Here is a 26036-nt window from a genome sequence, read left to right on the forward strand (position 1 = left end):
CGGATAGACCCGGGCGATTCCGACGGAACTCATGGCTGACGCGCCAAACCAGAAAGGGCCGCAAGGCGGGCCACCCTGCGCGACCTTCGGAACCTCGCATCCATCGCGTTTGAAGACAGCGGCTACTGACAGTCCGACAGAATGCGGCAAGGATCACCGTCAACGCGCAGCAGGCCCTGGACTGGAGCAGTGCGCGCTCGCCCACCAAGACAGGGAAGAACGTTCCCTTTTTCAGCCTTCGACTGAGGAATTCGACGGACGCGGACTAAGCCGAGTGACGACGTATCGGTGATGACCTCAATCGTGGGCAGCTGAAAGGACTCTGCGCCTCAGATCTTCGTCCTCAAATTGCTTGAGCGCGGCTCGTTGGACGTCCAAGGCAGCACAGCGTACGGCGATGTCCGCAGCCTCGGCAGCGAGGACCTCGGCCAGTGCCTGCAGTGGCCTGCCGGTGGGGATCCTGTTTTCGCGAAACTCGGCGTCCGGCCCGAACCCTCGCCCGGTGCCTGACCCCAATTCCCGGTATCGGTCAGCGATCCCGTGCATCGCACCCATGAGGTACGACATCGCATCGTTGATATCTCCGCGCAATGCGGCCGCCGCTTCATCCCTCATGACGCCACCGTTCCACGATGTGAGCCTTGCTCACGTCTGATCCACCAGGTTTCGCGCCGGGACACTCCCGGACCGAGAGCGACATGACGCGCCTGCTGCCAACCTCATTGGCCGGGTACAACCAGACGTAAACAGGCCACCCCTCGGCGGCCCGCCCGCCCGCCCGCCGGCCGGCGGGCCGTGAGCCCCCTACCTGTGCCAGGGATTCGAGGCTCCCGTACACACACCTCGTCACGGCCTTGCGCCGCATGGGCAGCGCTCAGCTCTTGGTCAGCGACGCCTGGCCCATTGTGTGTGGGTCAGCGGCACCACGGGATGTAGTCCAGGTTCTTGACGTAGCGAGCGGTGACCCAGCCGCTGCGGTGGTCCAGCTTGTACCAGATGTTGTTGCCGTCGACGTCTTGGCCGTACACCTTGCAGACCAGGGCGATCTTGGCTCCTGAGTAGAAGCTGCCGAGTACCCCGGAGTACGTGGTTGCCCTGCTGCGGATCTTGACTCCGGTACTCGCGGTGACCCTGCCGTACTTGGTATAGGCCGCCGCCCCACTTGCCTGATCCGCCGTGGCACCGGCAACCGGGGTCCTGATCTGGTCGGCCGCTGTTGCCGAAGTGGCGGCGCCGAGCAACCCCAACGCCAGGCCTCCCACGGTCAGCGCCAGTGCGGTTTTCACGGAACTGAGCACAGCAGTCTCCTTTAGATCCGTTGACGCGGTGCGCCACAACCCGGGACGCAATCCCTGCATATCAGGAGAATGGGCAACGAAAACACAGGACTGCGGCTGCCATGCCGCTCACTCACCCAATGAGCTCACTCTCCGGACCGCAGCGCCCATTGACGGCACCAGACCGACTCCGGGCCCGATCCTTTGAGGAGAATGCCGGGGACCCGGGGTGATGCTGACGAGAGAACTGCCTTCGACCCAGGCGAAGTAACAGTGTGACCACACACCGGTGTTGTCGCGCAGGGCGAGGAGGATCGTGGCGATGACGTGCGGCGCGGCGGGGACTTCGGCGCGCAGGATTCCGTAGCCGTCGACTTCGACGCCGCGGACGGGCCAGCCAGGCCAACGCGCGGCCGTTGGGGGCGCCGCGTGGCATGCGTACTGGGGTCCGGCTGCTGTGCTGCTGCCAGCCCCGCGGGCCGGTCGGCAGGATTTTGATGTCCTCGGAGCGTTTTCCCTCGCACCCGTTGCCGTCATCGGACCAGCGAGTGAACGGCTCGCCGAGTCTTTCCCGGCCCCGCCTGCGGCCGTCAGAGGGATACATCAGGAACAAGAGCCCTTGCGGCCTGCGTGTCGGGAGCCGGCGGGCGGTGATCGTTTGATGCCAGGCTTCTGGGGCGCGAGAACCGTGGATGCCTCGGACAGGTGATCGGCAGCCCACGGGCACGCCCAGAGGGAGCGGTTGTGGCGGACGGTGAGCGGCGGGCCGGTGGACGCGGGGTGGATCGGTCGGAGGGGTTCGGAGAGCGGCTGCTGGGGGTGTTGCTGGATCGGGCGCACGAGATGCCGCCGCAGTTGATCGCTCCGCTGATCGCGGAGGAAGTGGCCAGTGGGGGCATGACGTTCTCGATCCTTCTGCAGGACTATGCGCAGGAAGTGCTGGTGCCGCTGCCGGGCAAGAGGCTGCTCGTGGGTGAGCCCGAGGTGATCGCTGATTCGCCGGCCGGGACCGCGTTCCTGCGTGCCATCGCTGTCGAGGTGCGGCAGGCCGACGGCGTGCGGGTGTACCTGCCGTTGCTGGATGGCAGCGACGAGGTGGGCGTCATGGCCCTCACCCTGGACACCGTCGATGACGACGACCGGCGCCTGCTGCGCAGACTCGCCGCCTAATCGCCGACATGCTGGTCACCAAGCACGCCTACACGGACCGGTTCTTCCAGGCCCGGCGCCGTGAGCCGATGAGCGTGGCCGCCGAGATGCAGTGGTCCCTGCTGCCGCCCTTGACGATGTCCGTACCGCAAGTCGCCGTGTCCGGAGCCCTCGAGCCCGCCTACAACATCGCCGGCGACAGCTTCGACTACGCCCTCAACGACAACATCCTGCACGCGGCCGTGATCGACGCGATGGGGCACGGTCTGGACGCCGCCACCATGGCGACCGTCGCCGTCGGCGCCTACCGGTATGCGCTCTGGCCGATGAGTGCATCCGGCTGCCGTCCTCGAAGGACGGCACCGGGGCCTTCCCCGCGGCGAAAGTGATGTCGCTGGTCGGCGGCATGGCCGCGGGCGCCGAACTGTTGCTCCTGGTCGGCGCTGTACTGGTCGTAGGGGCAGGTGTCGGAGGGGTCTCCCGCGGCGAACGCGGCCTTGCCCTCGGAGCAGCGCCAGATACCTCTGGCGGTTCAGCTCCACCGGTACCGCTCCTAACTCTGCTTCGGCGGGAACAGCGGGTCCTGCCCGCCGTGTTCGGCTGCGGCGCCCTCACCGCCGTCGCCGTTGGCCTGGCTGCCGGTGCGGCTACGCGTCGTCGAGGTCGATGGCTCACACGTCCGGGTCGGTGTACCGCCACACCTGTCCGGTGGCGTCGCGGACCCATCCGGTCAGTGTGCCGTCTGCACGCCTGCTCGGTCTGCCCGGCCAGGAACCGCTCGCGGATCTTGGCGGCACCGGCTCGGTGCTGGCGATCGCCGGTCTGCTGGGCGCGCAGTGGTCGGCGTCCGGTTATGTGGCCGCTTTCATCCGCGCCTCCAACGCCGTGTACGACCTGCCCGAGGGGCGGCCGGTGTGGAAGATCCTCCCCGTACGGGTGGGCGTCACCGTGGTGCTGATGGTCATGGCCTGCGTCAGCGCGCTCATCGTGGTCTTCACTGGCGGCCTCGCACGACAGGTAGGCGCGACGCTCGGCATCGGGGACTCCGCGTTGACCGTGTGGTCGATCGCCAAGTGGCCCGTCCTGGCCGCCCTCGTCACCATCATGATCGCGATCCTCTACTGGGCCTCGCCCAACGCCAAGGGCCGCGGCTTCACATGGGTCACCCCCGGCAGCTTCCTCGCGCTGGCCATCTGGATGATCGCCTCAGCCGGCTTCGCCCTGTACGTGGCGAACTTCGGCACCTACAACAAGACCTACGGCACCCTCGCCGGTGTGATCATCTTCCTCGTCTGGCTGTGGCTCACCAACCTGGCGATCCTGCTCGGCCTGGAGTTCGACGCGGAAATGGCCAGGGAGCGCGTGATCATCGGCGGCCATCCCAAGGACGAAGAGCCCTACGTCCAGCCGCGTGACCCCCGCAAATGGACCGACGAGGACCGCAGGGAGATGGGCACCGTCTGACCCCAGGCCGTGCGTGCTCGAGCGGGCCCCGTTGTGTGCCGGAGTCGGCGTGTTGAATACCGGGTGAGGGGAACCAGCAGGTCATGCATCTTCTTCATGATTTGCGTCGCGTCGACCGGCAGCTGACCCGCCGGGCCGCCTCCTGGGACTCCCCCTGGGTCCGGCAGGTGCTGCCGGCGGTGGAGTCCGCGGCGGAGAAGACGAAGCTCTGGTGGGGTATCGCCGTTGTCATGGCCGCCGCAGGTGGGCACAGGGAGCGCAGAGCCGCGGTGGCGGGCGTTGCCGGGATGCTGAGCGCGCAGGTGATCGGAAACGCCGGGTGCAAGCAGCTGTACGAGCGGCGCAGGCCGCCAGCGGACATGATTCCGCACGACGATGTCGAGGACCGGCCGGACTCCTCGTCCTTCCCGTCGGGGCACACCGCGGCGGCTGTCGGTTTCACCGCCGCCGTCGCCGTGGTCTCGCCGTGGTGGGGCACGGCGGCCGCGGTGCCCGCCGCGATGGTGGCCGTCGAACGCGTCCACAGCGGGGCGCACTACCCCAGCGACGTCGCGGCCGGCGCCGTCATCGGCCTGGCCAGCGCCTGGCTTGTGCACCGGACGCCCCGACTGCTGCTCCGCAAGCTGCTGTGACCGCCCGGTGGAGGGCTGGCGGACAACCGCATGGCATGGCGGAGCTCGGGTACGCGCCGGGCAACCACAAACCCCCGTACGCGGACACGAATGGAAGGCAGGCGTCATGGCAGCGCGGTTTGAGGTCCGGCACCAGCCCGCAAAGGGCTACCACTTCGTACTGATCGCCACCAACGGGCAGGTCATCGCCACCAGCGAGCACTACGAACCCACCGCGCCTGCCTGGGCGGTATCGACTCGGTCAAACGCAACGCCAACGCCCCCGTCCACGACGTCACCCCCGACGCCGGCAAGGGAAGCTAACATCCCCGGCCGCGGCCGTCGCCAGTCACGCCTGGGCGCGTGTACGACCGTGCCTCGGCTGAGCATGGAAAGGCAGGTAGGACTACGAGCACGTCCATGGACCCCCCGCCGCGTCAGAGCCCCGAGGCCAAGGAGCCAGTCGGGGAACTGGTCAAGCAGGCCTCGGAGCAGATCTCCCAGCTGATGCGGCAGGAGCTGCAGCTCGCGCAGGCCGAGATGCAGCAGAAGGGCAAACGGTTCGGCATCGGCGGCGGCCTGTTCGGCGGAGCCGGCCTGATCGGCATCACCCACGAACTTGGCGTCGAACCCAAGGCGTACGATCCGAAGCTTGATGTTGACTTCACCCCGCTGCACGAGCAGGACCTGCCCACTGGGGGCCTTGGGCAGGCCGCCTGAACCACGGATGAAAGGCGCACTCCGTGCGCTCCCCACGCCGGTGTGCCCTCCGCGTGCCGCAGAACGAGGGTGCTTCAGTTCTGGTTGGTTCCCGACTGTATCGAGCCGATGTGGACCTCGATGTCAGCGGGCTCGGTCATGCGATCGTAGGCACGGTCCTTGAGCTTGGCCGCCTGCTGTTCACCGGCGAGGAGTGCCTGCCTCATGGCTTGGGCGTCCTCGATCTCCTGCGTGGTAACGGGGTCGGCGGCGCTCGTCACGCCCTGCACGATCTCGACGTGCGTGCCGTCTGTTGGCATGAGTTCCGACCACTTCGCAAGGCAGCGGACGGGGGCAGGGGTTTCTTGGCACTCAGCGGTCAGCTCGGGTACTTCGTCCGGGTCGCCGATGATGTCGCCTCGGAATGTTCGCAGCTCCTCGACGAGCTTTTCGAACGATGCCTCAATCTCTGGACTCAGCTGCTTGACGACGGCCTTTCCGTAGATCCAGCGTAGGGCCAGCAATTCCATGCCAGCACGCACTGGGAGATAGATCTTGGCCCAGCTGGCGTTGATGAAATCCGACGGGTCCAGTTCGGGATCACGTGTCGCCCCGGTGGACCACCAGCTCGGGTAGGCCACAAACGAGGCCCGTTCCCAGTCGAAGATACGCTGCCAGTAGTCGATCTCCCAGCACTCGTCGCGTACGCTCGCGGGGAAGTGCTGCTCAATGATCTGTGACACCATCTCGTTCACCGGATTCAGGCCCCGCTTGAGCTGCAGTTCGAAGGCGTCTCCGGCTTGGCGAGCCGTCTCGATAGCAGCGTCGCGTTTGTCGGTCCATTCCTTAAGAGCCGTTCGGTAAGTTGCGAGGTCGTCGTTGTATTTCGTGTCCTCGCCCACCTGCTGCACGATCGTCGGCTTCTCGCGGAAGCGCGCCTTCACCTGTAGCTCGATACCCGGGCCCCCCATCCATGGGGGCGCCCCGATGTGTACGCGCACCCTTAGCACCGAGGCACCGTCTGCGGCGGTGAGGTAGGGCGTTCCGACGACCCATCGGCTGATCGTGTCGAGTGGCCGGCGGGTGATGATGGCGAGGTTGTCCTCGATGAAGGCACGGTCGCCGTCCCACTCGAGGGCGCCGTCGTAGGGGATGTCGATGTCATAATCGGCGCGCATATCGCCGGTGAAGCCCCATTTATCCGCCGTTGCAACGGCAGAGGGAAAGACTCGGGTGGCGGGGGCCGTCGGGGTCGGCCCGCCAGCCGGTTCGGTCTTCTTCGGTTCCTGGGGGACAGGAGGCAGGCCGGCGATGGCCTTCGCCATGATGGCCTCGCGGCCCTTGCGGATCTTGTCGAAGAACGTCTGCGCGGGATCCTTGACGCTCGGGGCCCAGCACAATCGTGCGCCGTAGCGCTCTTGTCGCAGTTCGAGGCGCTGCAGCACTTTGAAGTAGTGCAAGGTGATGGGGGTTGCCCGGTTGGGGTTGCGCACCGTGCGCTTCGATGTCGTCTCCAAGCCTTCCTCGGTGACGAGCTTGAAGTCCGTCTTGTGCTGGGTGCGGTAGCGGGCGGCCACCTTGGAGCTGGCCGTCTGGCTGTCCTTTACCGTGCGTCGGCTGCTCTCCTGGTGTGCCTCGGTGACATTCTTGGTGTAGCCCACGGTGTGGCTGGCGTTGAACTTTCCCCAGAAGAACTGCGGGCTCTCGTATTGGCCCGTGTGGCTGGCGTTGAGCCCCCAGCTGTCGGTGAGGGAGCGCTGTCGCTCGAAGCCCTCCTGGATTTCGGTGCTGAGGGTGCTCGTCAGTTCGATGTCGAACTGTCGTTCCGTCTCGTTCTGTTCCTCCAGTGTGAGCTGGCGCTTGGTGTAGGTCTTCTGCTCCAGCACAACTTCCTCGCCCGGGGCCAGCGCGAGGGAGTAGACATGCTCCCCCAGCGCGAATCCGACAGGCCGGATGCATGTGCGATCTAGGAAGGCGAACCCCAGATCGGACTGCAGCAACCCGGCCACGAACTCGGTTTCCTGCCCGCCGAGGAGAGTTGGCCGGTGATCCGGCGGCACTCGTTCGCCCATCGTAGGATCGGTGGTCGGAAGGGTCTCCTGCGCAGCGTCCATGTTGTTGGCCTGCCACAGGCGGCTCCACCCAAGGTCCTTGAGGATGTGCGGCAGCACATCGCTGTCCAGTCCGCCGTATCCGCCGTATCGCAGGGCCTCCAGGAGGGACTGCTTCGTGTAAAAGGGCAGGATCGGTGTTACGCCGTCGTCGAAGGTGATGAGGACGGGTACGAAGTAGTTGGAATACACGTATCGGTCGGAAAATGCCGGCGTGAAGCCGAGTGCGCTCGTGTCGACCGACGCGACCACGATTTCCCCCATAGCCTGCCTCCCTGGCTTGCGCATCATTTCTTGAAGAGCGAGTTCAGACCCTTGTAGAGCATTTCGTGCGACAGCACGAACCACGTCTCGCCGAAAACGGAGCGCAGCGCGGCCTGGCGGACGACGGTCTCGCGCACCGCGTGCCTGGTGAGGTGCTCCAAGTGACGGAGGACCTCGGCCGGTGGGCCGTCACCCAGCGCTTGCTGGTACGCCTGGGCGATGGCTTCCCAGTTGCCGTCGAAGTCCTTGCCCAGGTCATCGACGACCTTGCCCCAGGCGCGCTCATGCGCGTCGAGTTTGGTGGAGGACGTCCAGTCGATGTTTGTCACCCGGCGCGTGGCGGGGTCGACAAGGAGGAGATCGGATTGGAGGTCGCCGACTGTGGTGCTCGCCTTCCAGCCGAACTGTTTGCTGAGGTGACTCGCCAATGCCTTCTCTGTGTCTGCTGCCGCGTTGGCCTCGAAGCCGATCAGCTTGAGCAGGACATCGCGGTCTGGTCGGTCCAAAAGCATCTGTGCGACCGTACGATCCAGCGCTCCGCCTGCCCCCTTGAGTGCCGCCTCGAATTCGGGGCTGGAGGCGCGCAATGCCTCGATCGTGGTCCGCAGGCTCCGCTCGGTGAACACCTTCAGCCCGGGTGGACCCTGCGCAATCAGCTGCCCCACTTCCGCTGCCATCCGTTGGTGGACAAGCTGGCCAAGCTCCCGCGGATTGACCCGGCCTGCCTTGCGGAGGTCCAGGAAGGCGCCGTAGGCCACCTCTTGCAACCGCCTGTTGAGGTGAGTGCTCAGCCGCTGTTCGAGCTGCGCCGCCCGTGCTGCCTTGACGGCGGCGGCCGAGGCATCGTTCATAAGGGTGGGGGCCTTCGCCTCGGCCAAGAAGTCATCGAGACCTACAAGGATCGCATCAAGCGCCTCGTCTAGCTCCGCCCGTGTGGCCTGCCGACCTGCCGATGACACGGTCTCGGACATCGCTGCCATGAACAGAGGCTTGTTCTCCCGGCTCACCAGCACGCCGAACCGTGTCCCGGCGCCTGCTCCGGCAAAAGCCTCCGCGTGAGCCGCCTGGAACACTACCGCCAGGCTCAGGTCGCCGTGGACCAGCAGGGCTCGGCCCTGCTGGATCAGCGGCCGCAGTACCTCCGGTGGGAACAGGGTGCGCAGGAATTCCATCCCGACTCGCGGCGCTCCCTCCACGGCAGCTTTGCCGAGCGCGACAAGGAGCGCGGCCAGTTCGCGGACAACGAGTCGCCCTTGGGCAGCGACCCCCCGGACGGTCTGCAGGAGCAAGGGCACGTAGCGGGCAGCGGCTCGCGCGGTAACCCGCAGGAGTTTTACCAGCGCCGCAATCCCGGTGAGCAATTGCCACAAGTCACCGGCGATGCGCCCGAGCAGCCTGCCGGCCTCGAAGGGGTCGAGGTTTTCCAGATGCCGCTCGAACTCCTGCTCCCAGCCACGCCAGACCCCCAGTACCTTGTCTGGGACGGCTGCGGGGTTGAGCGAGGCTACGACGCCGCTGAACGCCTGCCGGACGACCAATGCCTGCCGATCGATCCTCAATACGCCGGCAGCCGGGTCAGTGGAGAGCAGGAACAAGGTGCGGAACTGCTCTTGCTGCAGGCGGACGATGAGCTGCACGAGCCTGCCCAGGTCGACGACAACCGTCGCGAAGGAGTCAGCAACTCCGACGACAAACCCCTCAAAGAAGAGCTTGGGGTTGATGGCATTCCAGGCAGAGTAGTGCCGGATGGCGTCCAAGAGCACAGGATCAAGAGTCAGCAGGAATCGGCGGAAGGCACCGTCACGATCGACGTCCACCGCCGCGAGGTCAAAAAACTCCTCCGCTATGCCGAGCTTGGCCAGCAGGGATACCAGGTCCCAGACGTTGGCGGAGGTGATGCGGTTGCGCATGGCCTCGAGTACGCGCTCACGTGTGAGCCAGCGGGTCGCGTGGGCGCGGACGTAATACTGGACCGTCAATCCAACGAACTCAACACGGGGATCAGGGGTCCGCTCACCATAGACCTGACGGAGAGTTCCTTCGGGAACCGCCGGGACCGTCCACCAGTCCCTCAGCATCACTCGCCGCTCGTCGGATCCTGCCATCGCCCCCCCCGACCGCCGGCAGCACGCACTTCATTGGCACACAACGTGCCGACATCCATCACGGTCTGTCCCGTGATGAGCAAGGTAGCCGAAGGAAGCGGTATAACGCTATGCGTGTGCATGCCTACCGATCGGTCACTTCGTTCTCCCCCTTGAGTGCATTCCGTATCGCTGCCCTTCAATGAAGCCTCTGTCACGGTAAATGCCGGATCTACTGCGGCAGGGCCTCTACGGTGATCATCGCGACCTGCGGCGGGCCACTCCAGCCGCCGGGGCGAGGTGTACGCATTAATTGCGGCAGGACTGGAAGGGTGGACGGACGTAACGATCGAACCAATGACCGAGTCCGGGAGTGGGGGCGCGCTCCGGCTGCCGCGCGCCCGGGTGGTGCCCCTGCCCGCCCCGCCCTCGTCGTACACCGCGGCGGTCGAGCGGTACCTCACCGGTGCGGGCATCGCGCGGATCTACCGGATCTCGCTGACGACGTGGGGGTGGATGCTCGCCGGCGGGGCGGCGCCGACCGGTAGAGTACGGCCCGCCGGGGCGCGAAGCCGCCCGTCTTCCCCGTCGCCGCGATCGACGATCCGGCGCTGCCGGAAGTGCTGGCCGAGCACCGGGAGTTGTCCATCGCGCGCAAGGCGATCGGCTGGTGGCAGCGCCAGGGCTGGATTGACAGTGACCCGACGATCGGCATCGAGCGGCGGCCAGCACCGCCGGACCGCGCCAAGGCCCTAGCCGAGAACCAGATCGCCGCCCTATGGCGCTTGGACTCGCCCTACGGGAGAAGACGTTCTGGAAGATGCTCTACGAGTCGGCAGCCCGCGCCGACGAGGTGCTGTGCCTGAACGTGGAAGACCTGTACCCACAGGACAAGCGCGGGAAGATCACTGCCAAGGGCGGGCGGCGGAGTGGGTTCACTGGCAGTCCGGCACCGCCCGGCTCGCCCCGACTGATCGCCCGCCGCACCCGCGGCCCGCTGTTCCTCACCGACCGCAAGGCCCCAGCCGGAACGCCGACGCTCGACGTGTGCCTGGAGACCGGCCGGGCCCGGCTCTCCTACCGGCGGGCCGAGGAGATCTTCGAGGAGAACACCCGGCGGCTGGCCAACCCGCTCGCCTCGCCCGAGGACATTGAGGACCTGGACGGCTGGACCCTGCACCGGCTGCGGCACTCCGCGCTCACGCACGACGCGGAGGGCGGCACCTCCACCCCGATGCTGCTGGCCCGCTCCCGTCACGCCTCCGTGCGCTCCTTGGAGCGGTACGCCCGCCAATGATCCCCGGTTGGCCCTACTCCTTCCTTGCCGCTGTGGAGCCGGGCCGGACGTCGTGGACGGCCGTGTTGGACGTGCTCCGGCTACGGCCCTGGGACGACGCGATGGCAGTCACCGCCAGCCAGGTCCGAGAGGGTGCACTCCGCTGCTGTTTACGCCATGGCTCACGCAAGGGCGCCCGCAGACCTTCGCCCTGCTCCACCAACCTCGCCGTCTGCTGGGAACGCCGAACCGAACTCCACGACGCCTTCGTATCCCTCGCTTGCAGCCTCATCTACTGGAGACGCCGAAACACCGATCATGATCGTGTTGCCAGCTCTAAGGGGAAAGCAACCGCAGTCGCAGGGGGCGGTCTTAATCTCCTGATTCAAATCGCCGCCGGGCGGCACTCAACGGCTTCTTGTCGATGAAGTAGAGTATGGCGGCTTCGCCAAGAGCCTTCGTCCCGGCCGTGGCCACCGCACCGGAGACCACGTTTCCTGCCATGGGCAACAGCTTCACAAGCGCCCTAGAAATCTCCCGGAACGCCAGCCCAGCTCCGACATTTACTCCTAGACCTGTGAGCAATTCTCGAGCCGACGCAAGCGATATCTCCTTCCCGGAAATGTACGCGATCACGACGATCATCACGGCTTGCAGTGCTGCGATGAAGGGCAAGTCCGCAAACGGTATTGGCTGAATACCGATGACGCCACACACAGCTGCAACCATCCCTACTACCGTCCTCGCCGCACGCTTTTGCACCACGCGGAATTGTGCCAGACGAACGAAGGCAAGCTGAGCTGCATCCGGAAGGATTTCCTGCATCCTGAGAGCCAGGGTGTCGATATTCCAGCGATAATCCCGACGGTGGTTGATATTGCCGGCGTCATCGAAGATCATGAGTGCCGACGTGGGAACCGCCTCGCATGCCACATTAGCCGATAGGTACGTACTAGCTTTTAAGTGCCGAGCGAGAATCATGCATGCCCTGCGCACATTTTCCATCTTCTCCTCGTCCTCGCTGTCGTGGGGTGGGAACCTGACGTCTCCGGGAGGAAGTTCGTCGCAGTGTGTTAGTACCGGGACCACCTTCACTTCTGTTTTGTGAACGCGGCAGGCTTCGCGATGAACCAATTCGAGGGCTGCCAAGTCCCCAGTGATTGCGGAATCGACCTCCGTTGCCTTGACAAGGAAAAGGATGATATCCGGGCACTTGTCTCGAACGGCTGTCAGTAGCGATTCTTCTGCAGAAGCTGCAGGGTCGTCTTCGACCGGCTTGGATCCTTCCTGAACGCCGCGAGTGTCAAGAAGCTCGATTTCCCTACCGGCGACAGAACATACCTCCCATTGCGCCTTACCGGTCGTTGCGCCAACCCCCGTTTTTCTCACCTGCGCGCCGAGTAGGGCGTTCGTCAATGCTGATTTCCCAGCGCCGCGCCTGCCCACCATCATGACGCGGGGATTGCGCCGCTCCTGGAGCATGGCTAGCAGTTGCGATATCTCTTCTTGAACCCGGGTGCGAGCAGGTTCCGGAAGGATATCCAGCATGGACAGCAATTTGTTAAGAGTATCGTCCAGATTCCGCAGTTCATCGTCTGGGTTTTCAGGCACGTCCCCACCCCAAATGTTTGATCCCGGATATAATCCGCGCATCACCAAAACCTGACCGTCACCGGAGGTGCAAATGGCCAATGCGTCGGATCCCCCTGCTGGCGCGCAGTTTTTTGGCCGCCGACCCGAAAAGTACCTGGACTACCTCTACCTGTCACCGGCGTGCGGATTGTCTCTCGCACGCCCCCGTGCGCCCCTACGACAACCCCCGGGCTTTGCGAGCGGTGCACTCCGGCGATGTCCCGCCACCCCGAGCGACGGAAGCTGGCCCGGTTCTACGGCGCGACCGACGTCGTCGAGGAACGCGGCGAGGCCGGCGTGGCGAAGATCAAGGAACGTTCAATTCGAGAGGCCAGCAGCCATTTGTGGCACTGGTCCAGACGACGACCGGAAGACATTTTCCCAGTCCTTTCTGTCGGAGTCGCAGAGTGAGTGACAGGCCCTGGCACGGATTGGACCCCTGACGCCAGGGCCTGTCTGTTCGCCGGTTCGAATACCGGTGCCGGGACAGTACTTCTCCGACCGACCGTCGCGCCATCGACACGGAGCGTTATGGCCGATGACGACCACGCGGTCCACTCAAAACCCGGAGACGGCCAGGATTTCGCGCAATGCATCGCGTTTTACTCATGCAAAATCAAAAGCGAAATTGAATGGCAAGCATCGCGAGGCGCTTCGATCACAAGTGGCCTCCTGTGCGGGTTGCGCATTTCGGGGCGGCTGCCGCTCACTGTCCGGTGATCCGACAAACCCGGGCAACCCACCCCCACAGGGCCCGGCCCCTGTGATGAACGTCTCGTTTAGCTTTGTCGCGTCCCGATCAACGAAGTAGGCGCACTCGGGCGCCACGGCACAGTCGGTTTCGTCTCAACTCATACTGGCGGATGATGCCTGGCTGACCGGAGGACTAGCACCGGCGCCTGCAGGACCCCCGACTGTCGCCGGGGCGCATGCCGGGGTCGTATACGGCGAGGATCGCCGCGTCGTGACCGCCCGCGAGCCGCGCCACGGTCGATGGGTCCGTCACGTCCCCGTCGGCCCGCCCTGTGTCGTGACCTCGTGGCCCCGGCGCTGGCCTCCGCCACGGCCGCCCGGCTCACCCGTCCGCCCGACCCGAACACGAGGATCCTGCTGCTCTTCGCTTCCATATGCGAGAACGTGGGCCGGGGGCTGGTTTCCGATCGGATACCGCCCTACGGTGTGGATCATGACCAAGCCGCAGGCCGAACGGACCCATTGGATCCTGAAGATGTTCGACCCCGTCTGTCCGTCCCAGCTGGTGCCGTAGAGCCTGGATGGCCCGTTGTGTCATCAAGGGCGTGGTGACCGGATCGCGGTGAGCAGCAGGGCGATGTCGTCGGCCCGGTAGGAGGAGCGACGAGCGTTGTGCAGAAGCCGGTCGGCGAGTTCGTCCAGTGTGTCCGCATGGGCGTGGGCCAGGGATGCCCGCAGGCGGTCGATGCCCACGTCGATGTCGGTTCCGGGTTCCTCGATCAGGCCGTCGGTGTAGAGGGCGAGGACGGACCCCGGCGGGAGGGCGATCCGGGTTTCGGGATAAGTGCTCGCACGCTCCACGCCGAGGAACGGTCCGATGTCCAGGTCAAGGGCATCGGTCGTCCCGTCGGGACGGCGGAGCAGGGGTGGGGGGTGGCCGGCGGTGACGGCGTAGGCGTGGTGGCTGTGTGCTTCGAGGTGGATGTAGCAGCAGCTGGCCAGCAGCCCGGGGTCGAGGTCGAATAGAGTTCGGTTGACGCCCGCCATCGCATCGCTGGGCGTATGCCCTACGGCCGCGAAGGCCCGTACCGCGCTGCGCAACTGGGCCATGGTGGCCGCGGCGGCGATGCTGTGCCCCTCCACGTCTCCGATGACGAGACAGACTCCGCTGTCGGTGGGGATGACGTCGTACCAGTCGCCGCCGATGTCCATTCCGCTGGTGCCGGGCAGATAGCGCACCACGGTATGGATGCCCGGGACTATCGGGAGCCGGTGCGGCAGGAGCGCCTGCTGGAGGCCGCGCGCGAGGGCGAACTCCGAGTCGTACAGCCGCGCTCGTTCCAGAGCCTGGGCGATCAGCCCGGCGAGAGCGGTCAGGACGCCGCGGTCCTTTTCCGTGAATGGATGGATCTCGTCAAAGCCGAGGACGCAGGTGCCGACAGGGTGGCTGGAAGCGATCAGTGGCAGATACGCCCAGGAGCTCACCTCGCCCGTGGGGATGCCCGGGTAGCCCCGGGAAAGAGCCTGTTGCGACTCGATGAAGAGCGGAGTGCCGGACGTCAGGGTCTCCGTACCGGGCAGGCGGGCGTGCAGCGGTACGCCCTCCAGCCATTCGAGGAAGTCTTCGTGGCCGCCGGTGTGAAAGAGCAGGTGCATCGTTCCGTCGCGGACCACATAGATTGCCAGCCGCTGGCCTCCGAAGGCAGGCAGGAGCTGGTCGGCGACGACTTCACAGACTTGGTGGGCGGTGACCGCCTCGGTCAGAGCGCTGCCCAGCTGCAGGACGTGATACATGACGCCCAGGCGTGCCGGTGCGGTGGCGGTCGCTGTCTCGGGCGGGGAGGCGGGTGGTGTCGATGCTGGGGGCGGTTGACCGACAGGCACGACGCGGGCGGTCACCCCGTCCGCCTCCGGGTGGAGGGAGAAGGCGAGCCACCGGTCTGGGGAGCGGCAGGCCACGAAGGAGGCCGGCGCCTGGGAGATCATCGCGGACCGGTGCCGGTACTCGATGTCGGGATCGGACAGCCACGGCAGTACGTCCCAGAGGAAATGGCCCAGCAATTCGTCGGCGGAAACCCCCAATAGCTGCAAAGCGCTGTGGTTGACGTAGGTGACCCGCCCGTCGGGGGCGAGGGAGAACAGTCCGTCCCGCAGCCGCTCGACCGCTGCGACGGCCACCTGGCCGGCGCGGGCGTCCACGACCGCGCCGACCAGGTGGGTACGTGCCCGCATGTCGTCAGCCTTCGGTACGCGGCCCCACAACTCGACGGTGCGGTACCCCTCGCCGCCGTGCTCGTAGTCCCGCAACCGCAGGCGTCTGCTGGTTCGGCCTTCCATGGCTGCCTCTCGGGCGCAGGACCGGAAAGCGGCAAGATCGCCGGGGTGGAGGCAAGAAGCTAGCGTTTCGGCTCGTCCGTCGAAAGCACGCGGGTCGAGACCGAAGATCGCGCAGAGCTCGTCGTCCACGACGCAGGCGCCAGAGGCAGAGTCCCATTGGAACAAGCCGACCCTCACGGCCGCTGCCGAGGGGGCCGGGGTCTCGACGGCAATCGTTCCCGGGTCGCATTCCACAGGCTTGCCGGTACGGGCGCGGAGTGCGGACAGGGAGTCACCAAGTCGGTTGGCGACGCTCCGCAGGTGGCGGCGCTGGGCCTTGGACAGCCCTTCGCTGCCGGGGGATGCCGCCCAGACGATCGCCAGGGATCCGAAGGTCTCCCTGCCTGTGCCCACCGGCACGGAGCAGGAGCCGAAGGCGTACGGGAGAGCCACCGCGAGCTGGGGATACCGGCGCATCGTCTCCTCTGCGTCGGCCAGGTGGACAGTGCGCCCGGAGCTGTACGCCGCGGCAATCGGGATGGGACTGTTCACCGGAATGAGGCGCCAGCCACCGAGCAGGGAGGGCGGCACCCCACACGTCGCGGCGAGCACGACTGACCGACGATCGCGGGAGCGGAGAAAGACGCTCCCCGCGTAGGCACTGGTTCCTTCGACGGCTTCGACGACGGCTGCAGCGAGTAGATCCTCACGCTCCGCCGTCTCGCCGACGGTCATTCCGTGCATGCTTCCAGTGTGCGCGGATCCAGCGCAGGTCGGCCCGGCCGCAGCGACAACCCAGGGTGACGCACCGCTCGCAGACGCAGCTCCTCCACGTGAACACCAAGCGGGGAAGCTCAAGTATCCCCCGCCCTCACTGGGGCCTGTGGGCCACCGCGTCTCTCTTTCGGCGGGCACCTGTTGACGTCTACGGAAGGTCCCCGCCTCCCTACTGGGGTTTTCGTGTCGTCGTGGGGTAGTGACGGTTCATGATCCCTGCGGTATGCCGGTGAGGTGAGGTATTCGGAGGGTGGGGGCCTGACCGCTGAGCGTCGGGTGTTTCGTGAGGGGATCCGGCTTCAGGCCGGACAACGGTTCGCGGCGGGTGAGAAGACCGCGGTGATCGCGAAGGACCTGCGAGTGAGCGTGCGGTCGGTCGGTCGGTCGAACGCTGGCGCCGTGCCTGGCGCGAGGGTGGCATGGAGGGTCTGCGTTCCGCGGGTCCGGCGAACTCGCCGACCATCACCGACGCTCAGTTCGCCGTGCTGGAGGAGGAACTCGGCAAAGGCCCGGCGACGCACGGTCGGCTGCGAGTGAGCCTGTCGGTGGCGACGGTGTGGCGGCTACTGAAACGGCACGGCTGGTCCTGGCAGGCACCCGCCCGCAGAGCACTGGAGCGTGACGAGCACGCGGTGGAGCTGTGGAAGAAGGAGGTATGGCCCCGGGTAAAAGGCTCGCGGCGGCGTGCGGGGCCTGGCTCGTCTTCGAAGACAAAGCAGGATTCTCGATGACGCCGCCGACCTCCCGCACCTGGGCCAAACGCGGAAGCACACCGGTCATCCGGGTCCGCGGCCGTTCTCAGCGTCGCTACTCGATCGCTGCCTTGTGCTGCTACAAACCGGGCGAACGCTCCCGCCTGATCTACCGCCCCAAACGCCATGCCGATCACAGAAGCGAGGGCGCAAGAGCTTCGCCTGGACCGAGTACCGCGACCTCCTCATCGCCGCCCACCAGCAGCTCGGCGGACAGATCGTCCTCATCTGGGACAACTGCGGGACACCGCCGGTCAGGCGGCAGCGAGCACCGCCCGGGGCCGGAAGCCGGGATCAAGCTCGCTGCTCCAGGCGGCGCGTAGCGAGGCCGCGCGGTCCATCAACCAATCCATCTGCGCCCGGCTGTCGTTACACGTAGTCAGCGGCGCTCACGATGCGACTGAACAGGTTTCGCCAGTCCGCTGCGGGCAGTACCCGGGCGGCCCGGCACAGGTCGACTGGGTAGCCGACGGCCAGGGACGCGGCGATCTCCAGTGCGGCGAGGTGCGGCCCCATGGCACCGGACTCCAGGTCGTCATCGTCGAGGGCGTCCGGTGAGCCGAGGAGGGCTAGGACCCGGTCCCAGTTGACTGATGCTGAGTCCTCGGTGCGGACCGGGGAGGCGGGCACGCTGTACCGGCCGTTGACGAGCTGCCACACCTGGGGGTCGACCGGCTGCTCGATGCTGCCGCTGAGGGCAGGGTCGTGAACAAACCGACGGAGCCAGTACCCGTCCCGGTAAAAGCCGAGTACGACTGTCGCTCGCCGCATCTGGAGATTTCCGACGCTGGCCGTGAGCCACCGCGCAAGCCGCACGCCCTCGGGCACGGCACGTCGCGGGGCAGGGAGATCATCAGTGTCCACTTCGAAGTCCATGCAGCCACCTTGGCGGCGCTACGGGCCTAAGACACCAACACGCGCCACAGAGTCACCCGAAGAGGCTCCACGGAGTCGGGCGCTTACGGCCTCGGGGAACATGGGGGTACAGCGGCCATCAGCGAGAACGATCATGGTCCGGGCGGCACGAGCGTGCTGACCCGGTTCTCGTACTCGCGGCGGGCTTTGCGCTGGGCCGGGACCGCCGGGACGCCCTGGGCCGCCGTCGAGCGAATGGCAGCGGGCGAGGAGCTGGCGGTGCACGGAGAGGACGGCACTGACGCGCAGGGTGTATCCCTGGCCGCGCCGTACGGTCATCCCCTGGTCGAGCGCGGCGCGCTCAGCGGGCTCCAGGTCGGCCGCGCGGAGGAAGTCGGCGACCTTGCCGGGCATGTCGAGGGTGACCGGCAGTTGCCGCGCCGGGACGGGTCCACAATGCCCACGACGACCAGTGGGAGGACGTCGTACGCATGGCCGTCGCCCACGCCCGGCCGGCCGAAAGCGCTGATCTGCTACGCCGCCTAATAAAGCGCGGTGAATGTCGAGAACGAGCACCGGCCCAGGCTCCACCTCCTGGCGGCCGCCAGCTTGTACTACGCAAATCGAGCCCGATGCTCGCAGGCTGGTCGAGCAGCGCGCACGCGTCCTGATGCCACCTCGCTCCCGGGACGAGGCGAAGGAGCTTGCCGCGCTCGGGCCGGGCATCCGGACCTTCTGCCGGGGCCTTAAGGCCTGGAGGGCGATGAGGTGGGTCCCTCGTCGAGGCTGCCTCCACAATCGGCGGCGACCATGCCTACGCCCTTCCTCCACCGCTTCGTACAGGCCCTGCCACCTGACTCAGCACCGTTTGAGCTACTCAACGGCTGGCAGCATTTCGAAGCCGACCGATACGCCCGCGACATTGAGCCCTTTCCAACCTGATGGCGGAGCTTGGTAGTCGGGCTGGCAACATGGTGAAGCCCCTGGTAGATGCGTTTTCGACCAAGAGAACCGTCTCCGCCAGAGGCTTCACGTGCTTGTGTACCCGTCCGGCATCGACGTGTCCTTCTCTGCTGCTTCGCTTCCTCGCTTAGGAGTTAGCCTCGCCGTTTCGGTTGGGTACGGCAGCTGGTGAGGCGGAAACGCGAAAGTGCCTTCCTGACCTGGAACGATGAACCTTGCTGAGGGGTTCTGTCGGTCCAAGCGGAGGGCACTTTCTACGTGCAGGCTATCGGGTTGCGTCCCAAGGTCCATGTCAGCGCCGATGGTTCGGGGGTGGTCGGGCATGCCGGGGCGCGGTTGCTGGCGGATCTCGCTGATGCCACCGGGCTGACCGCCGCGTACTCCGCCGCTCTCAGGCCGCTTCGGCCGCGCGGGACCGGACACGATCCGGGCCGGATCGCCACCGACCTGGCGGTGATGCTCGCCGACGGAGGCGAGGCCATCGCGGACCTGGCAGTACTGCGGGACCAGGGCGAGGTGTTCGGTCCCGTCGCCTCGACACCGACGGCCTGGCGACTGCTCGCCGACACCGACGAGAGGACACTGACCGCTCTGCGCTCGGCCCGTGCCCAGGCCCGGGAAGTCGCCTGGCTGCAAGCCGTTGAGCAAGGTGAGGACATACCCGCAGTCCGGGCCGCGGGACGCGTGCTGCCCGGGCTGGTCCTGGACCTCGACGCCACGCTGGTCGCCTGCCATTCCGAGAAGGACCAGGCCGCACCCACCTACAAGGGCAGCTTCGGATTCCACCCGCTGCTGTGCTTCCTCGCGAACACCGGAGAGGGATTGTCCGGCCGGCTGCGGCCCGGAAACGCCGGCGCCAACACCGCGAGCGACCACATCACGGTGCTCGACCAGGCACTCGCGCAGATCCCCGACGCCCACCGGCACGGCACTGACATCCTTGTCCGCACCGACAGCGCCGGATCCGCGAAGGCCTTCCTCACCCACGTCCGAGATGCGCGGAAACGAGGAATCCGTACGTTCTTCTCAGTCGGATACGCGGTCACCGAGCCTGTCCGCCACGCGATCCGGGCCATGCCCGACCGTCTCTGGCATCCCGCCCTGGACCAGGACGGCTCGCTCCGTGCCGGCGCCGAGGTCGCCGAGCTGACCGGGATGGTCGAGCTGACCGGTTATCCGGCCAGCACGCGCATCATCGTGCGCCGCGAGCGGCCGCACCCCGGGGCCCAGCTGTCCCTGTTCGACCAGGACGAGGGCCTGCGGCACCAGGTGTTTCTCACCGACACTCCCTACTCCGGTGGTGGTTCCGCCCAGTTCCTGGAGGTCCGTCACCGCGGGCATGCCACCGTCGAGGACCACATCCGGTGCGGCAAGACCACCGGCTTCGGCCGCTTCCCCTCCCGCCACTTCGCGATCAACGCGGCCTGGCTCGAACTCAGCCTCGGGGCGATCGACCTGCTGGCCTGGATGCGCGTCCTGCTGTTGGACGGGGAGCTGGCGGCTGCCGAGCCGAAGAAGCTCCGCTACCGGCTGCTGCACGTCGCCGCCCGCCTCACCCGGGGCGGTCGGCGACTGCGCTTGCGGATATCACAGACCTGGCCCTGGAGACACGAACTGGCCGCGGCTTTCAACCGCCTTGCCGCACTGCCCCGTCCCGCCGGCTGACCAGCAAACCCCTGACCACCCACGACCCGAAAGACCTTGGAGAACCCGACCACCGCGCCGGGACTCCGCCATGCTCAAGCAACCGAAGTCACCTCGCCCATCTGGCAGCAGACGATCAGCGACGTCTCATCACCCCAACCGAAACGCCGAGGTTAGGGCACCACCGCCGTGTGATCGGCTCCCGCTGGCGGCGGCTGAGCGCCGGCCGCCAGGCCCTCCTCACCCTCGCCCACCTGCGGGGGGGCATTCCTACACCCAGCTCGCGGCCAGATTCGGCGTCGGAACCACGACCGCAAACCGTTACGTCACGGAGGCAGTCGGCCTCCTGGCCGCCCTCGCACCCAGCCTGGCCGACACCGGCCGCACCGCGTCGACGAAGGCGTACCTGCTCCTGGCCGGCACGCTCCTGCCGATCGACCGCGTCGTTGCGGACTGGCCCTTCTGCTCCGGCAAGCACAAGAGGCACGGGATGAACGTGCAGGTCCACGCCGATCCCTTCGGCCGACTGCCGTGGGCATCACCGGCCCCGCCCGGCGCCGTCCACGACGTCCGCGCGGCCCGCGAACACGGCATCATCGACGCCCCTGGCGAGGCCGACATCACGCGCTGGGCCGACAAAGGCTATCGGGAGTGCCGGCTGCGCGGTCCGTACCCCTGGGGTCGGCGGGAAACCCTTTCCACTGGTCAGCAGGCGGTGAACCGCTCCCACGCGAAGATCCGCGCACTCGTCGAGCAGGCCATGGCCACCCTCAAATCCTGGCGGTTCCTACGCAAACTCCGCTGTTCGACCACTGACCAGCTCAGGTCGATGATGGAAAAGCCTCAGTGGCTTGATTTCGATCACTCGTTCAGGTGGTGTCTGTAAATCTGTGAATTCCACTGGCGCCCTCGGGCAGTCACACACGAGTCGACTCGCCGTGACAGAGACAGCGGCCTACGGAAGTAGCGACCAGCATACGGAGGCGTTCATGGCATTGCCGAAGATCGGCAACATCTACACACTCAGGACGCAGCAGCTCGAAGGGGTCGCGACATACTGGTACGGAAGCTACATGGACCCGGAAGTGTCCGGTAAATATGTCATCCACTGGACCGATGAGGCTGATTCTTGCCTCATCCTCGCCTCCGTGGCCAAGTGCCCCCTCGATGGCAATAACGTCATGTTCGCGTCTCTCCCTGGCCACATCATGTGGGCCGACCCTGACAAGCAGATCCGGGATTTCCCCGTCGGCGACATCCCGGACGATTACAGGGAGGGCGGCATCTGGCGCGTTGAGCAGTCAACGGAGAACGGCGGCTGCATTCTATGGAATCGTGCACATGCACAATACGCCCAATCGGACGGCGCGACGATTCAATTCGTGGACGACCGCAAGGACGCGACAACCTTCTACTTCGATGAACAGCCCGGCGGCTTTCCCGAGGTGGCAAAACTGGGCAGGATGGAGCCTCCCCGGCTTGCAGCCCCCGAGTTGACCGACTACTCCGATCCGCCCGAAAACACTCCCTGGCAGATCGCAGGCGAAGTCGCCGTACCTTACTTCCTTATCGCCGACGATCACGGGCACGACGCCCAATGGCAGGGGCAACATAGCCCTTACTACATCATTCGCCGCTGGTCCAGTTGGAACAAAGTCCAATGGAGGGTGCACCCCGCCCTCAATACCGAGGTTCATTCCTGGTCCACCACCGAGGGCACCACAGAAGAAGCCGCCGCGGACGTGGACCGGACGCTTAATCTCAGCGTCACCGCTGAAGCGAGTTTCGGCATCAAGGGATTCAGCGCAAGCGTCAGCACTACGATCGAGACCGGACTGAGCGTGAAGACCAGCAAGAAGTGGTCCCGCTCCTACAGCAAGCTGGTAAACGGCAGCTACACCGTGGGCCCCGCAGAAGCGGACCTTGCCGTTGGCGACTGGTTCCGCCAGGACAAGTACTGCATCTACCGCGCACAGGGCGGCGGGGACATCCTCGAATTCACCGTGACCCACCCGGGAACACGGGTATCCCGCACTTACATGCGCCCGACGAAGAAGTAGAGCCCCCCAAAGCAGTCGCGTGATCACCAGGGCAGTCGGCCGGCCCGGGTCGATGGTGACGCAGACGTTTGCAGCTTGTAACGGCCTGTTGTGAAGCTGGCTCCGCGAGGGTGCCGCCGGCACCACCCGGCTGCGGATCATCCCGTCTCTCGTCCGGTGGCTCGGTCGTCGTCATGCCCGTCCCCCCGTAGGTCCGCCACGCTTCCGTCCACGGGTTGCCCGTGACGTACAGTGCCCCGTCGAGCAGGCGCCACCTCTGGTGACCCACCCGCCACGGCCGGGACGCTGCCGACGTGCACCTACCGTTATCCCCTCCACACCTATCCTCAGCATCGACGACAGCACGCGATATCGCCATAGTGTTCGCCTCCACTACGCGAAGAGCCCGGCTGTTCGTCGCACGCTGCCTGGACCGGCACCCTGTTGGCCCTCGTCCCGCCCCACAGTCAGAACATCACGAGCCGCGCTCACATCACGTGCCGCCACCGCGAGGCCGTGCAAATCACCCGGGCCGCCCTCGACACCCGGCGCACCCCGCCAGGACCCGCACATCGCCTCACTGCTGCACGCCCGGCTCGCCATCGGCCAGGCCCGCACCGTCGACCGCGCCGCAGTTGTCAGCCCGCGTTGAGCGGACCGAGCACCACACCGGCCAAGATCAAGTACTGGCAACTTCGGACGTACCTCGGCGCTACCCCTCGTACCGCCGCGGTCGTTCGCCGATCGACTCGGTCATCTGCGCGGCCGGGTAGAGAGACCGGGGTTCAGGGCGCAGCGTCAACTTCGGTCGCCGTGGTACCTGCGCGTCAGCTCTTCCAGGTCCGTAGCGAAGAGAGGGCCGTAGCGGGTCGGCGGACATCTCGTGGACGCGTTTGATGAGGATCTCGGCGTCCTGGTCGTCGAGGGAGAAGACCCCGAGCGGGGTGCCGTCGGGGCGGGCAACGATGAGCCGTGCGACGGGCGGCAACGGCTCGACACTCTTGGAGAGTTCGTTCATGGCGTGGATGCTGCATGCCAGCGCGAGTGCGGCGCCCGGTCCGCTGTCCTGCGTGAAATCGGTAGCGGCGACGCTGGTCCAGCGTCCGATCTGTTCAGCGGACATGGCGGGGCTCCGATGCGCTCTGGTCGGCGGCTTTCACGGGCGTACGAGGGTGGGGCACGTGAGCGGACAGCAGGTCGAGCCGCTTGTCCATGTCCAGACGGAACGTGCCATAGGGGTTGATGTTCGACCAGAACAGCGCGGTCAGGCCGCGCCGGTCCTCGACACTGAGCCTCGATGCCCAGGCCGGTTCGGCCAGGACCTGCTGCACCAGCAGGGTGTTGACGTGCACGAGTGCGGACTGGAGCAGGTGCAGGGCGAGCATCGACGTCTCGGCGTGCTCCTTGTCCGGGCCGGTCAGAGCAATGATGGGAACCAGTCAGCCACCGTGCTGGCGTTCAGCGCTCGTCCCTACCTCGGACACGCTGTGACAAGAAGTTCCGCGCCAACGGAACTGTCCCGCACGGCCCTGCGGTTGCTCGCCGCCCCCGCACCTGTCCTTTGACAGCCAACCCAGTTGCTTCGCCATTGCACCGAGTCCGCTCGACCGTACGCCAGCGGCCCTGAGCTGCCGGATATGCGAAGCAATTGCCATCATCCGTTGCCGTTGAGGACGCCGGGTCGGCGATCCCGACAACACACCTAAGCCGTACGCCGCTTGAACAGCGCTCCCGAAACGGCCACCGAGGCGGCCAGGATGCCCGTGCACCAGGCGAGCGCCACCCACCCCGTCGAGCTCACCGGCTGCCCGAGCAGCAGTCCGCGTACCGCCTCGATGACATGGGTGACGGGCTGGTGGGCGGCGAAGCCCTGGAGCCACGACGGCATGGTGTCGGTCGGAACGAAGGCGCTGCTCGGGTAGGGCAGGAAGCTCACGAAGAAGGTGAAACCCCCGGCCGCCTCGGGGGACTTGACGAGCAGGCCCACCGCGGCGGACAGCCAGGAGAGCGCCGCGATGTAGGCGACCAGGAGGCCGATCGCGGCGAGCCAGCCGCCCGGGCTGGCCGAGGGGCGGAAGCCGATCGCGAAGGCGAGCGCGAAGACCAGGGCGGTGGCGATCAGGTTCCGGGCCGTGGAGGCGAGGACGTGGCCCGCCAGGATTGGGGTGCCGCCGATGTCGAGGGACCGGAAGCGGTCGATGATGCCGCCCTTGAGGTCCTCGGCGACGGCCACGGCGGTGCTGGCCGAACCGAAGCCGGCGCACAGCAGCAGGACGCCGGGGACGACGTAAGTGACGTATTCCGTACCGGTGTTGATGGCTCCGCCGAAGAAGTACACGAAGATCAGGAGCAGCATCACCGGGAGCGCCATGGCCATCATCAGGGCGTCGACGTTGCGGCGGCTGAGCCGGATGGAGCGGCCGGTCATGATGAGTGCGTCAGACATGGCTGGGCTCCTGGTGTGCGGGCTTCGTGAGGGTCAGGAAGACGTCGTCGAGGGTGGCCGTGTGCAGCGAGAACCGTTCGATGACCGTGCCGTCGGGGTCCAACGCGTCGAGCAGCGCCCGCACCTGGGGCGCACCGCCGTCGGTGAAGAAGCCCAGAGTGCGGGTCTCGGGCTCGCTGTACACCGCCTGTGACACCAGGCGCAGATAGGCGGCCGGGTCGGTCAGGACGACGTCGAGGCGCTGGCCCGCGACGCGCCGCTTCAGCTCCTCGGAGGTGCCCTCGGCGACCAGCTCGCCGCCGTGGAGCACGGCGATACGGTCTGCCAACCGGTCGGCTTCCTCCAGGTACTGGGTGGTCAGGAAGACCGTCGTGCCCCGCGCCGACAGTTCGCGCACCACGCTCCACAGCTCCTGGCGGCTGCGCGGGTCGAGGCCCGCGGTCGGCTCGTCCAGGAAGATCACTTCGGGTTGGCCCACCAGGGATGCGGCCAGGTCGAGGCGCCGTCGCATGCCTCCCGAGTACGTCTTGACCAGGCGGTCGGCGGCGTCGGCGAGGTCGAAGCGGTCGAGGAGTTCGGCGGCCCGGGTGCGTGCGGCAGGGCGGGAGGTGCGGGCACCGCCGTGGGTGCGGGCGAGCCGGGCCATCATCCGCAGGTTCTCCGCACCGGTCTGCATCTCGTCGAGCGCCGCGAACTGGCCGGTGAGGCTGATCGCGCGGCGGGCCTGGGCCCGCTCGGTGCGCAGGTCGTGCCCAGCGACCCTGGCGGTGCCCGCGTCTGCCTCGGTGAGCGTGGCCAGGATGCGGACGGTGGTGGTCTTGCCCGCGCCGTTCGGGCCGAGCAGGGCGTGCACGGTGCCGCGGGGCACCGCCAGGTCGAGACCGCGCAGGACCTCGACCTCTCCGTAGGTCTTGCGAAGGCCGGTGGCCTCGATGGCGGGTGCGTCGGGCATGGCCTCGCCTCTCCATGACTACTTACTGCGTA

At 66.6% G+C, this 26036-nt stretch carries 17 protein-coding genes and 6 pseudogenes; 12 read left to right on the forward strand and 11 right to left on the reverse strand.

Going from position 1 to position 26036, the window contains the following annotated elements; genetic code table 11:
• Positions 1–297: 297 nt before the first annotated feature.
• Both AS594_RS00765 and AS594_RS00770 read right to left on the reverse strand, forming a co-directional pair.
• Positions 298–615 carry a hypothetical protein gene (locus tag AS594_RS00765; RefSeq protein WP_069925165.1) on the reverse strand — a complete coding sequence of 106 codons (318 nt, stop codon included), beginning with the start codon at positions 613–615 and terminating at the stop codon, positions 298–300.
• A gap of 299 nt (positions 616–914) precedes the next feature.
• Positions 915–1298 (reverse strand): SH3 domain-containing protein, encoded by a 384-nt coding sequence (locus AS594_RS00770; protein ID WP_069925166.1) that lies wholly within the window; start codon positions 1296–1298, stop codon positions 915–917.
• Between the two features lie 723 nt (positions 1299–2021).
• Between AS594_RS00770 and AS594_RS00775 the strand changes: the two are divergent.
• The 5 genes and pseudogenes from AS594_RS00775 to AS594_RS45770 form a co-directional block, all read left to right on the forward strand.
• Positions 2022–2743: pseudogene (locus AS594_RS00775) on the forward strand (PP2C family protein-serine/threonine phosphatase); the annotation flags it as partial.
• 475 nt (positions 2744–3218) lie between these two features.
• Positions 3219–3890: pseudogene (locus AS594_RS00780) on the forward strand (YihY/virulence factor BrkB family protein); the annotation flags it as partial.
• A gap of 83 nt (positions 3891–3973) precedes the next feature.
• The gene (locus AS594_RS00785) at positions 3974–4522 is read left to right on the forward strand and encodes a phosphatase PAP2 family protein (RefSeq protein WP_069925167.1); all 549 of its coding nucleotides are present in this window, start codon (positions 3974–3976) and stop codon (positions 4520–4522) included.
• A 106-nt stretch (positions 4523–4628) separates the two neighbouring features.
• Complete coding sequence (locus AS594_RS47800) at positions 4629–5009, forward strand: DUF1508 domain-containing protein (RefSeq protein ID WP_079148386.1); 381 nt, start codon at positions 4629–4631, stop codon at positions 5007–5009.
• Positions 4922–5110: pseudogene (locus AS594_RS45770) on the forward strand (phage holin family protein); the annotation flags it as partial. The gene AS594_RS47800 and the pseudogene AS594_RS45770, both read left to right, overlap by 88 nt.
• A gap of 185 nt (positions 5111–5295) precedes the next feature.
• Here AS594_RS45770 and AS594_RS00795 read toward each other — a convergent pair.
• Both AS594_RS00795 and AS594_RS00800 read right to left on the reverse strand, forming a co-directional pair.
• Complete coding sequence (locus AS594_RS00795; protein ID WP_069925168.1) at positions 5296–7575, reverse strand: hypothetical protein; 2280 nt, start codon at positions 7573–7575, stop codon at positions 5296–5298.
• A gap of 23 nt (positions 7576–7598) precedes the next feature.
• On the reverse strand, positions 7599–9485 hold the full coding sequence (locus AS594_RS00800) for a hypothetical protein (protein WP_206281699.1): 1887 nt from the start codon (positions 9483–9485) through the stop codon (positions 7599–7601).
• A gap of 952 nt (positions 9486–10437) precedes the next feature.
• Between AS594_RS00800 and AS594_RS00805 the strand changes: the two genes are divergently transcribed.
• Complete coding sequence (locus AS594_RS00805) at positions 10438–10956, forward strand: site-specific integrase (RefSeq protein ID WP_079148384.1); 519 nt, start codon at positions 10438–10440, stop codon at positions 10954–10956.
• Positions 10957–11307: 351 nt separating this feature from the next.
• Here AS594_RS00805 and AS594_RS40495 read toward each other — a convergent pair whose 3' ends face one another.
• On the reverse strand, positions 11308–12483 hold the full coding sequence (locus tag AS594_RS40495; RefSeq protein WP_167367958.1) for a GTPase: 1176 nt from the start codon (positions 12481–12483) through the stop codon (positions 11308–11310).
• Positions 12484–12780: 297 nt separating this feature from the next.
• Between AS594_RS40495 and AS594_RS42615 the strand changes: the two are divergent.
• Positions 12781–12882 (forward strand): annotated as a pseudogene (locus tag AS594_RS42615) (IMP dehydrogenase); the annotation flags it as partial.
• A gap of 975 nt (positions 12883–13857) precedes the next feature.
• On the opposite strand, the gene AS594_RS00810 reads toward AS594_RS42615, so the two are convergent.
• A complete protein-coding gene (locus AS594_RS00810; RefSeq protein ID WP_240508877.1) occupies positions 13858–16320 on the reverse strand; it encodes a SpoIIE family protein phosphatase in 2463 nt (820 codons plus the stop codon).
• 267 nt (positions 16321–16587) lie between these two features.
• On the opposite strand from AS594_RS00810, the pseudogene AS594_RS47805 reads away from it, so the two are divergent.
• A pseudogene (locus AS594_RS47805) lies at positions 16588–17352 on the forward strand (IS630 family transposase); the annotation flags it as partial.
• Between the two features lie 122 nt (positions 17353–17474).
• Here AS594_RS47805 and AS594_RS00815 read toward each other — a convergent pair.
• On the reverse strand, positions 17475–17981 hold the full coding sequence (locus tag AS594_RS00815) for a hypothetical protein (protein ID WP_069933678.1): 507 nt from the start codon (positions 17979–17981) through the stop codon (positions 17475–17477).
• 153 nt (positions 17982–18134) lie between these two features.
• Here AS594_RS00815 and AS594_RS44345 point away from each other — a divergent pair, with 153 nt between their 5' ends.
• The 4 genes and pseudogenes from AS594_RS44345 (at position 18135) to AS594_RS00835 (ending at position 22627) form a co-directional block, all read left to right on the forward strand.
• Entirely contained in the window at positions 18135–18506 is a 372-nt protein-coding gene (locus AS594_RS44345) for a hypothetical protein (protein WP_069925171.1), read from the forward strand.
• Positions 18507–19151: 645 nt separating this feature from the next.
• Positions 19152–20588, forward strand: coding sequence for an IS1380 family transposase (locus AS594_RS00825; RefSeq protein ID WP_079148677.1), 1437 nt, complete (start codon positions 19152–19154; stop codon positions 20586–20588).
• A 128-nt stretch (positions 20589–20716) separates the two neighbouring features.
• A pseudogene (locus AS594_RS00830) lies at positions 20717–21453 on the forward strand (transposase family protein).
• A gap of 103 nt (positions 21454–21556) precedes the next feature.
• Positions 21557–22627, forward strand: coding sequence for a hypothetical protein (locus tag AS594_RS00835; protein ID WP_141746903.1), 1071 nt, complete (start codon positions 21557–21559; stop codon positions 22625–22627).
• A 691-nt stretch (positions 22628–23318) separates the two neighbouring features.
• Here the strand turns inward: AS594_RS00835 and AS594_RS00840 are convergent.
• From AS594_RS00840 to AS594_RS00855, 4 genes are all read right to left on the reverse strand, one after another.
• Positions 23319–23729, reverse strand: a complete 411-nt coding sequence (locus AS594_RS00840) for a hypothetical protein (protein WP_069925173.1) — start codon at positions 23727–23729, stop codon at positions 23319–23321.
• The gene (locus AS594_RS00845; RefSeq protein WP_079148379.1) at positions 23719–24045 is read right to left on the reverse strand and encodes a Tn3 family transposase; all 327 of its coding nucleotides are present in this window, start codon (positions 24043–24045) and stop codon (positions 23719–23721) included. Before AS594_RS00845 ends, AS594_RS00840 begins: the two co-directional genes overlap by 11 nt.
• Positions 24046–24308: 263 nt before the next feature.
• Complete coding sequence (locus tag AS594_RS00850; RefSeq protein ID WP_069925174.1) at positions 24309–25052, reverse strand: ABC transporter permease; 744 nt, start codon at positions 25050–25052, stop codon at positions 24309–24311.
• Complete coding sequence (locus tag AS594_RS00855) at positions 25045–26004, reverse strand: ABC transporter ATP-binding protein (protein WP_069925175.1); 960 nt, start codon at positions 26002–26004, stop codon at positions 25045–25047. The genes AS594_RS00850 and AS594_RS00855 overlap by 8 nt, the downstream gene beginning before the upstream one ends.
• Positions 26005–26036: the final 32 nt, after the last annotated feature.

This window comes from Streptomyces agglomeratus (assembly GCF_001746415.1).
Classification (GTDB): domain Bacteria; phylum Actinomycetota; class Actinomycetes; order Streptomycetales; family Streptomycetaceae; genus Streptomyces; species Streptomyces agglomeratus.

Bases quoted from the DNA above. Each gene is read 5' to 3' on its own strand.
- AS594_RS47800 (WP_079148386.1), top strand. From the start codon at position 4,629: ATGGCAGCGCGGTTTGAGGTCCGGCACCAGCCCGCAAAGGGCTACCAC.
- AS594_RS00840 (WP_069925173.1), bottom strand. From the start codon at position 23,729: ATGTCCGCTGAACAGATCGGACGCTGGACCAGCGTCGCCGCTACCGAT.
- AS594_RS00805 (WP_079148384.1), top strand. From the start codon at position 10,438: ATGGCGCTTGGACTCGCCCTACGGGAGAAGACGTTCTGGAAGATGCTC.
- AS594_RS00835 (WP_141746903.1), top strand. From the start codon at position 21,557: ATGGCATTGCCGAAGATCGGCAACATCTACACACTCAGGACGCAGCAG.
- AS594_RS00785 (WP_069925167.1), top strand. From the start codon at position 3,974: ATGCATCTTCTTCATGATTTGCGTCGCGTCGACCGGCAGCTGACCCGC.
- AS594_RS00795 (WP_069925168.1), bottom strand. From the start codon at position 7,575: ATGGGGGAAATCGTGGTCGCGTCGGTCGACACGAGCGCACTCGGCTTC.
- AS594_RS00815 (WP_069933678.1), bottom strand. From the start codon at position 17,981: ATGGACTTCGAAGTGGACACTGATGATCTCCCTGCCCCGCGACGTGCC.
- AS594_RS00765 (WP_069925165.1), bottom strand. From the start codon at position 615: ATGAGGGATGAAGCGGCGGCCGCATTGCGCGGAGATATCAACGATGCG.
- AS594_RS40495 (WP_167367958.1), bottom strand. From the start codon at position 12,483: ATGCTGGATATCCTTCCGGAACCTGCTCGCACCCGGGTTCAAGAAGAG.
- AS594_RS00800 (WP_206281699.1), bottom strand. From the start codon at position 9,485: ATGCGCAACCGCATCACCTCCGCCAACGTCTGGGACCTGGTATCCCTG.
- AS594_RS00850 (WP_069925174.1), bottom strand. From the start codon at position 25,052: ATGTCTGACGCACTCATCATGACCGGCCGCTCCATCCGGCTCAGCCGC.
- AS594_RS00810 (WP_240508877.1), bottom strand. From the start codon at position 16,320: ATGCACGGAATGACCGTCGGCGAGACGGCGGAGCGTGAGGATCTACTC.
- AS594_RS00855 (WP_069925175.1), bottom strand. From the start codon at position 26,004: ATGCCCGACGCACCCGCCATCGAGGCCACCGGCCTTCGCAAGACCTAC.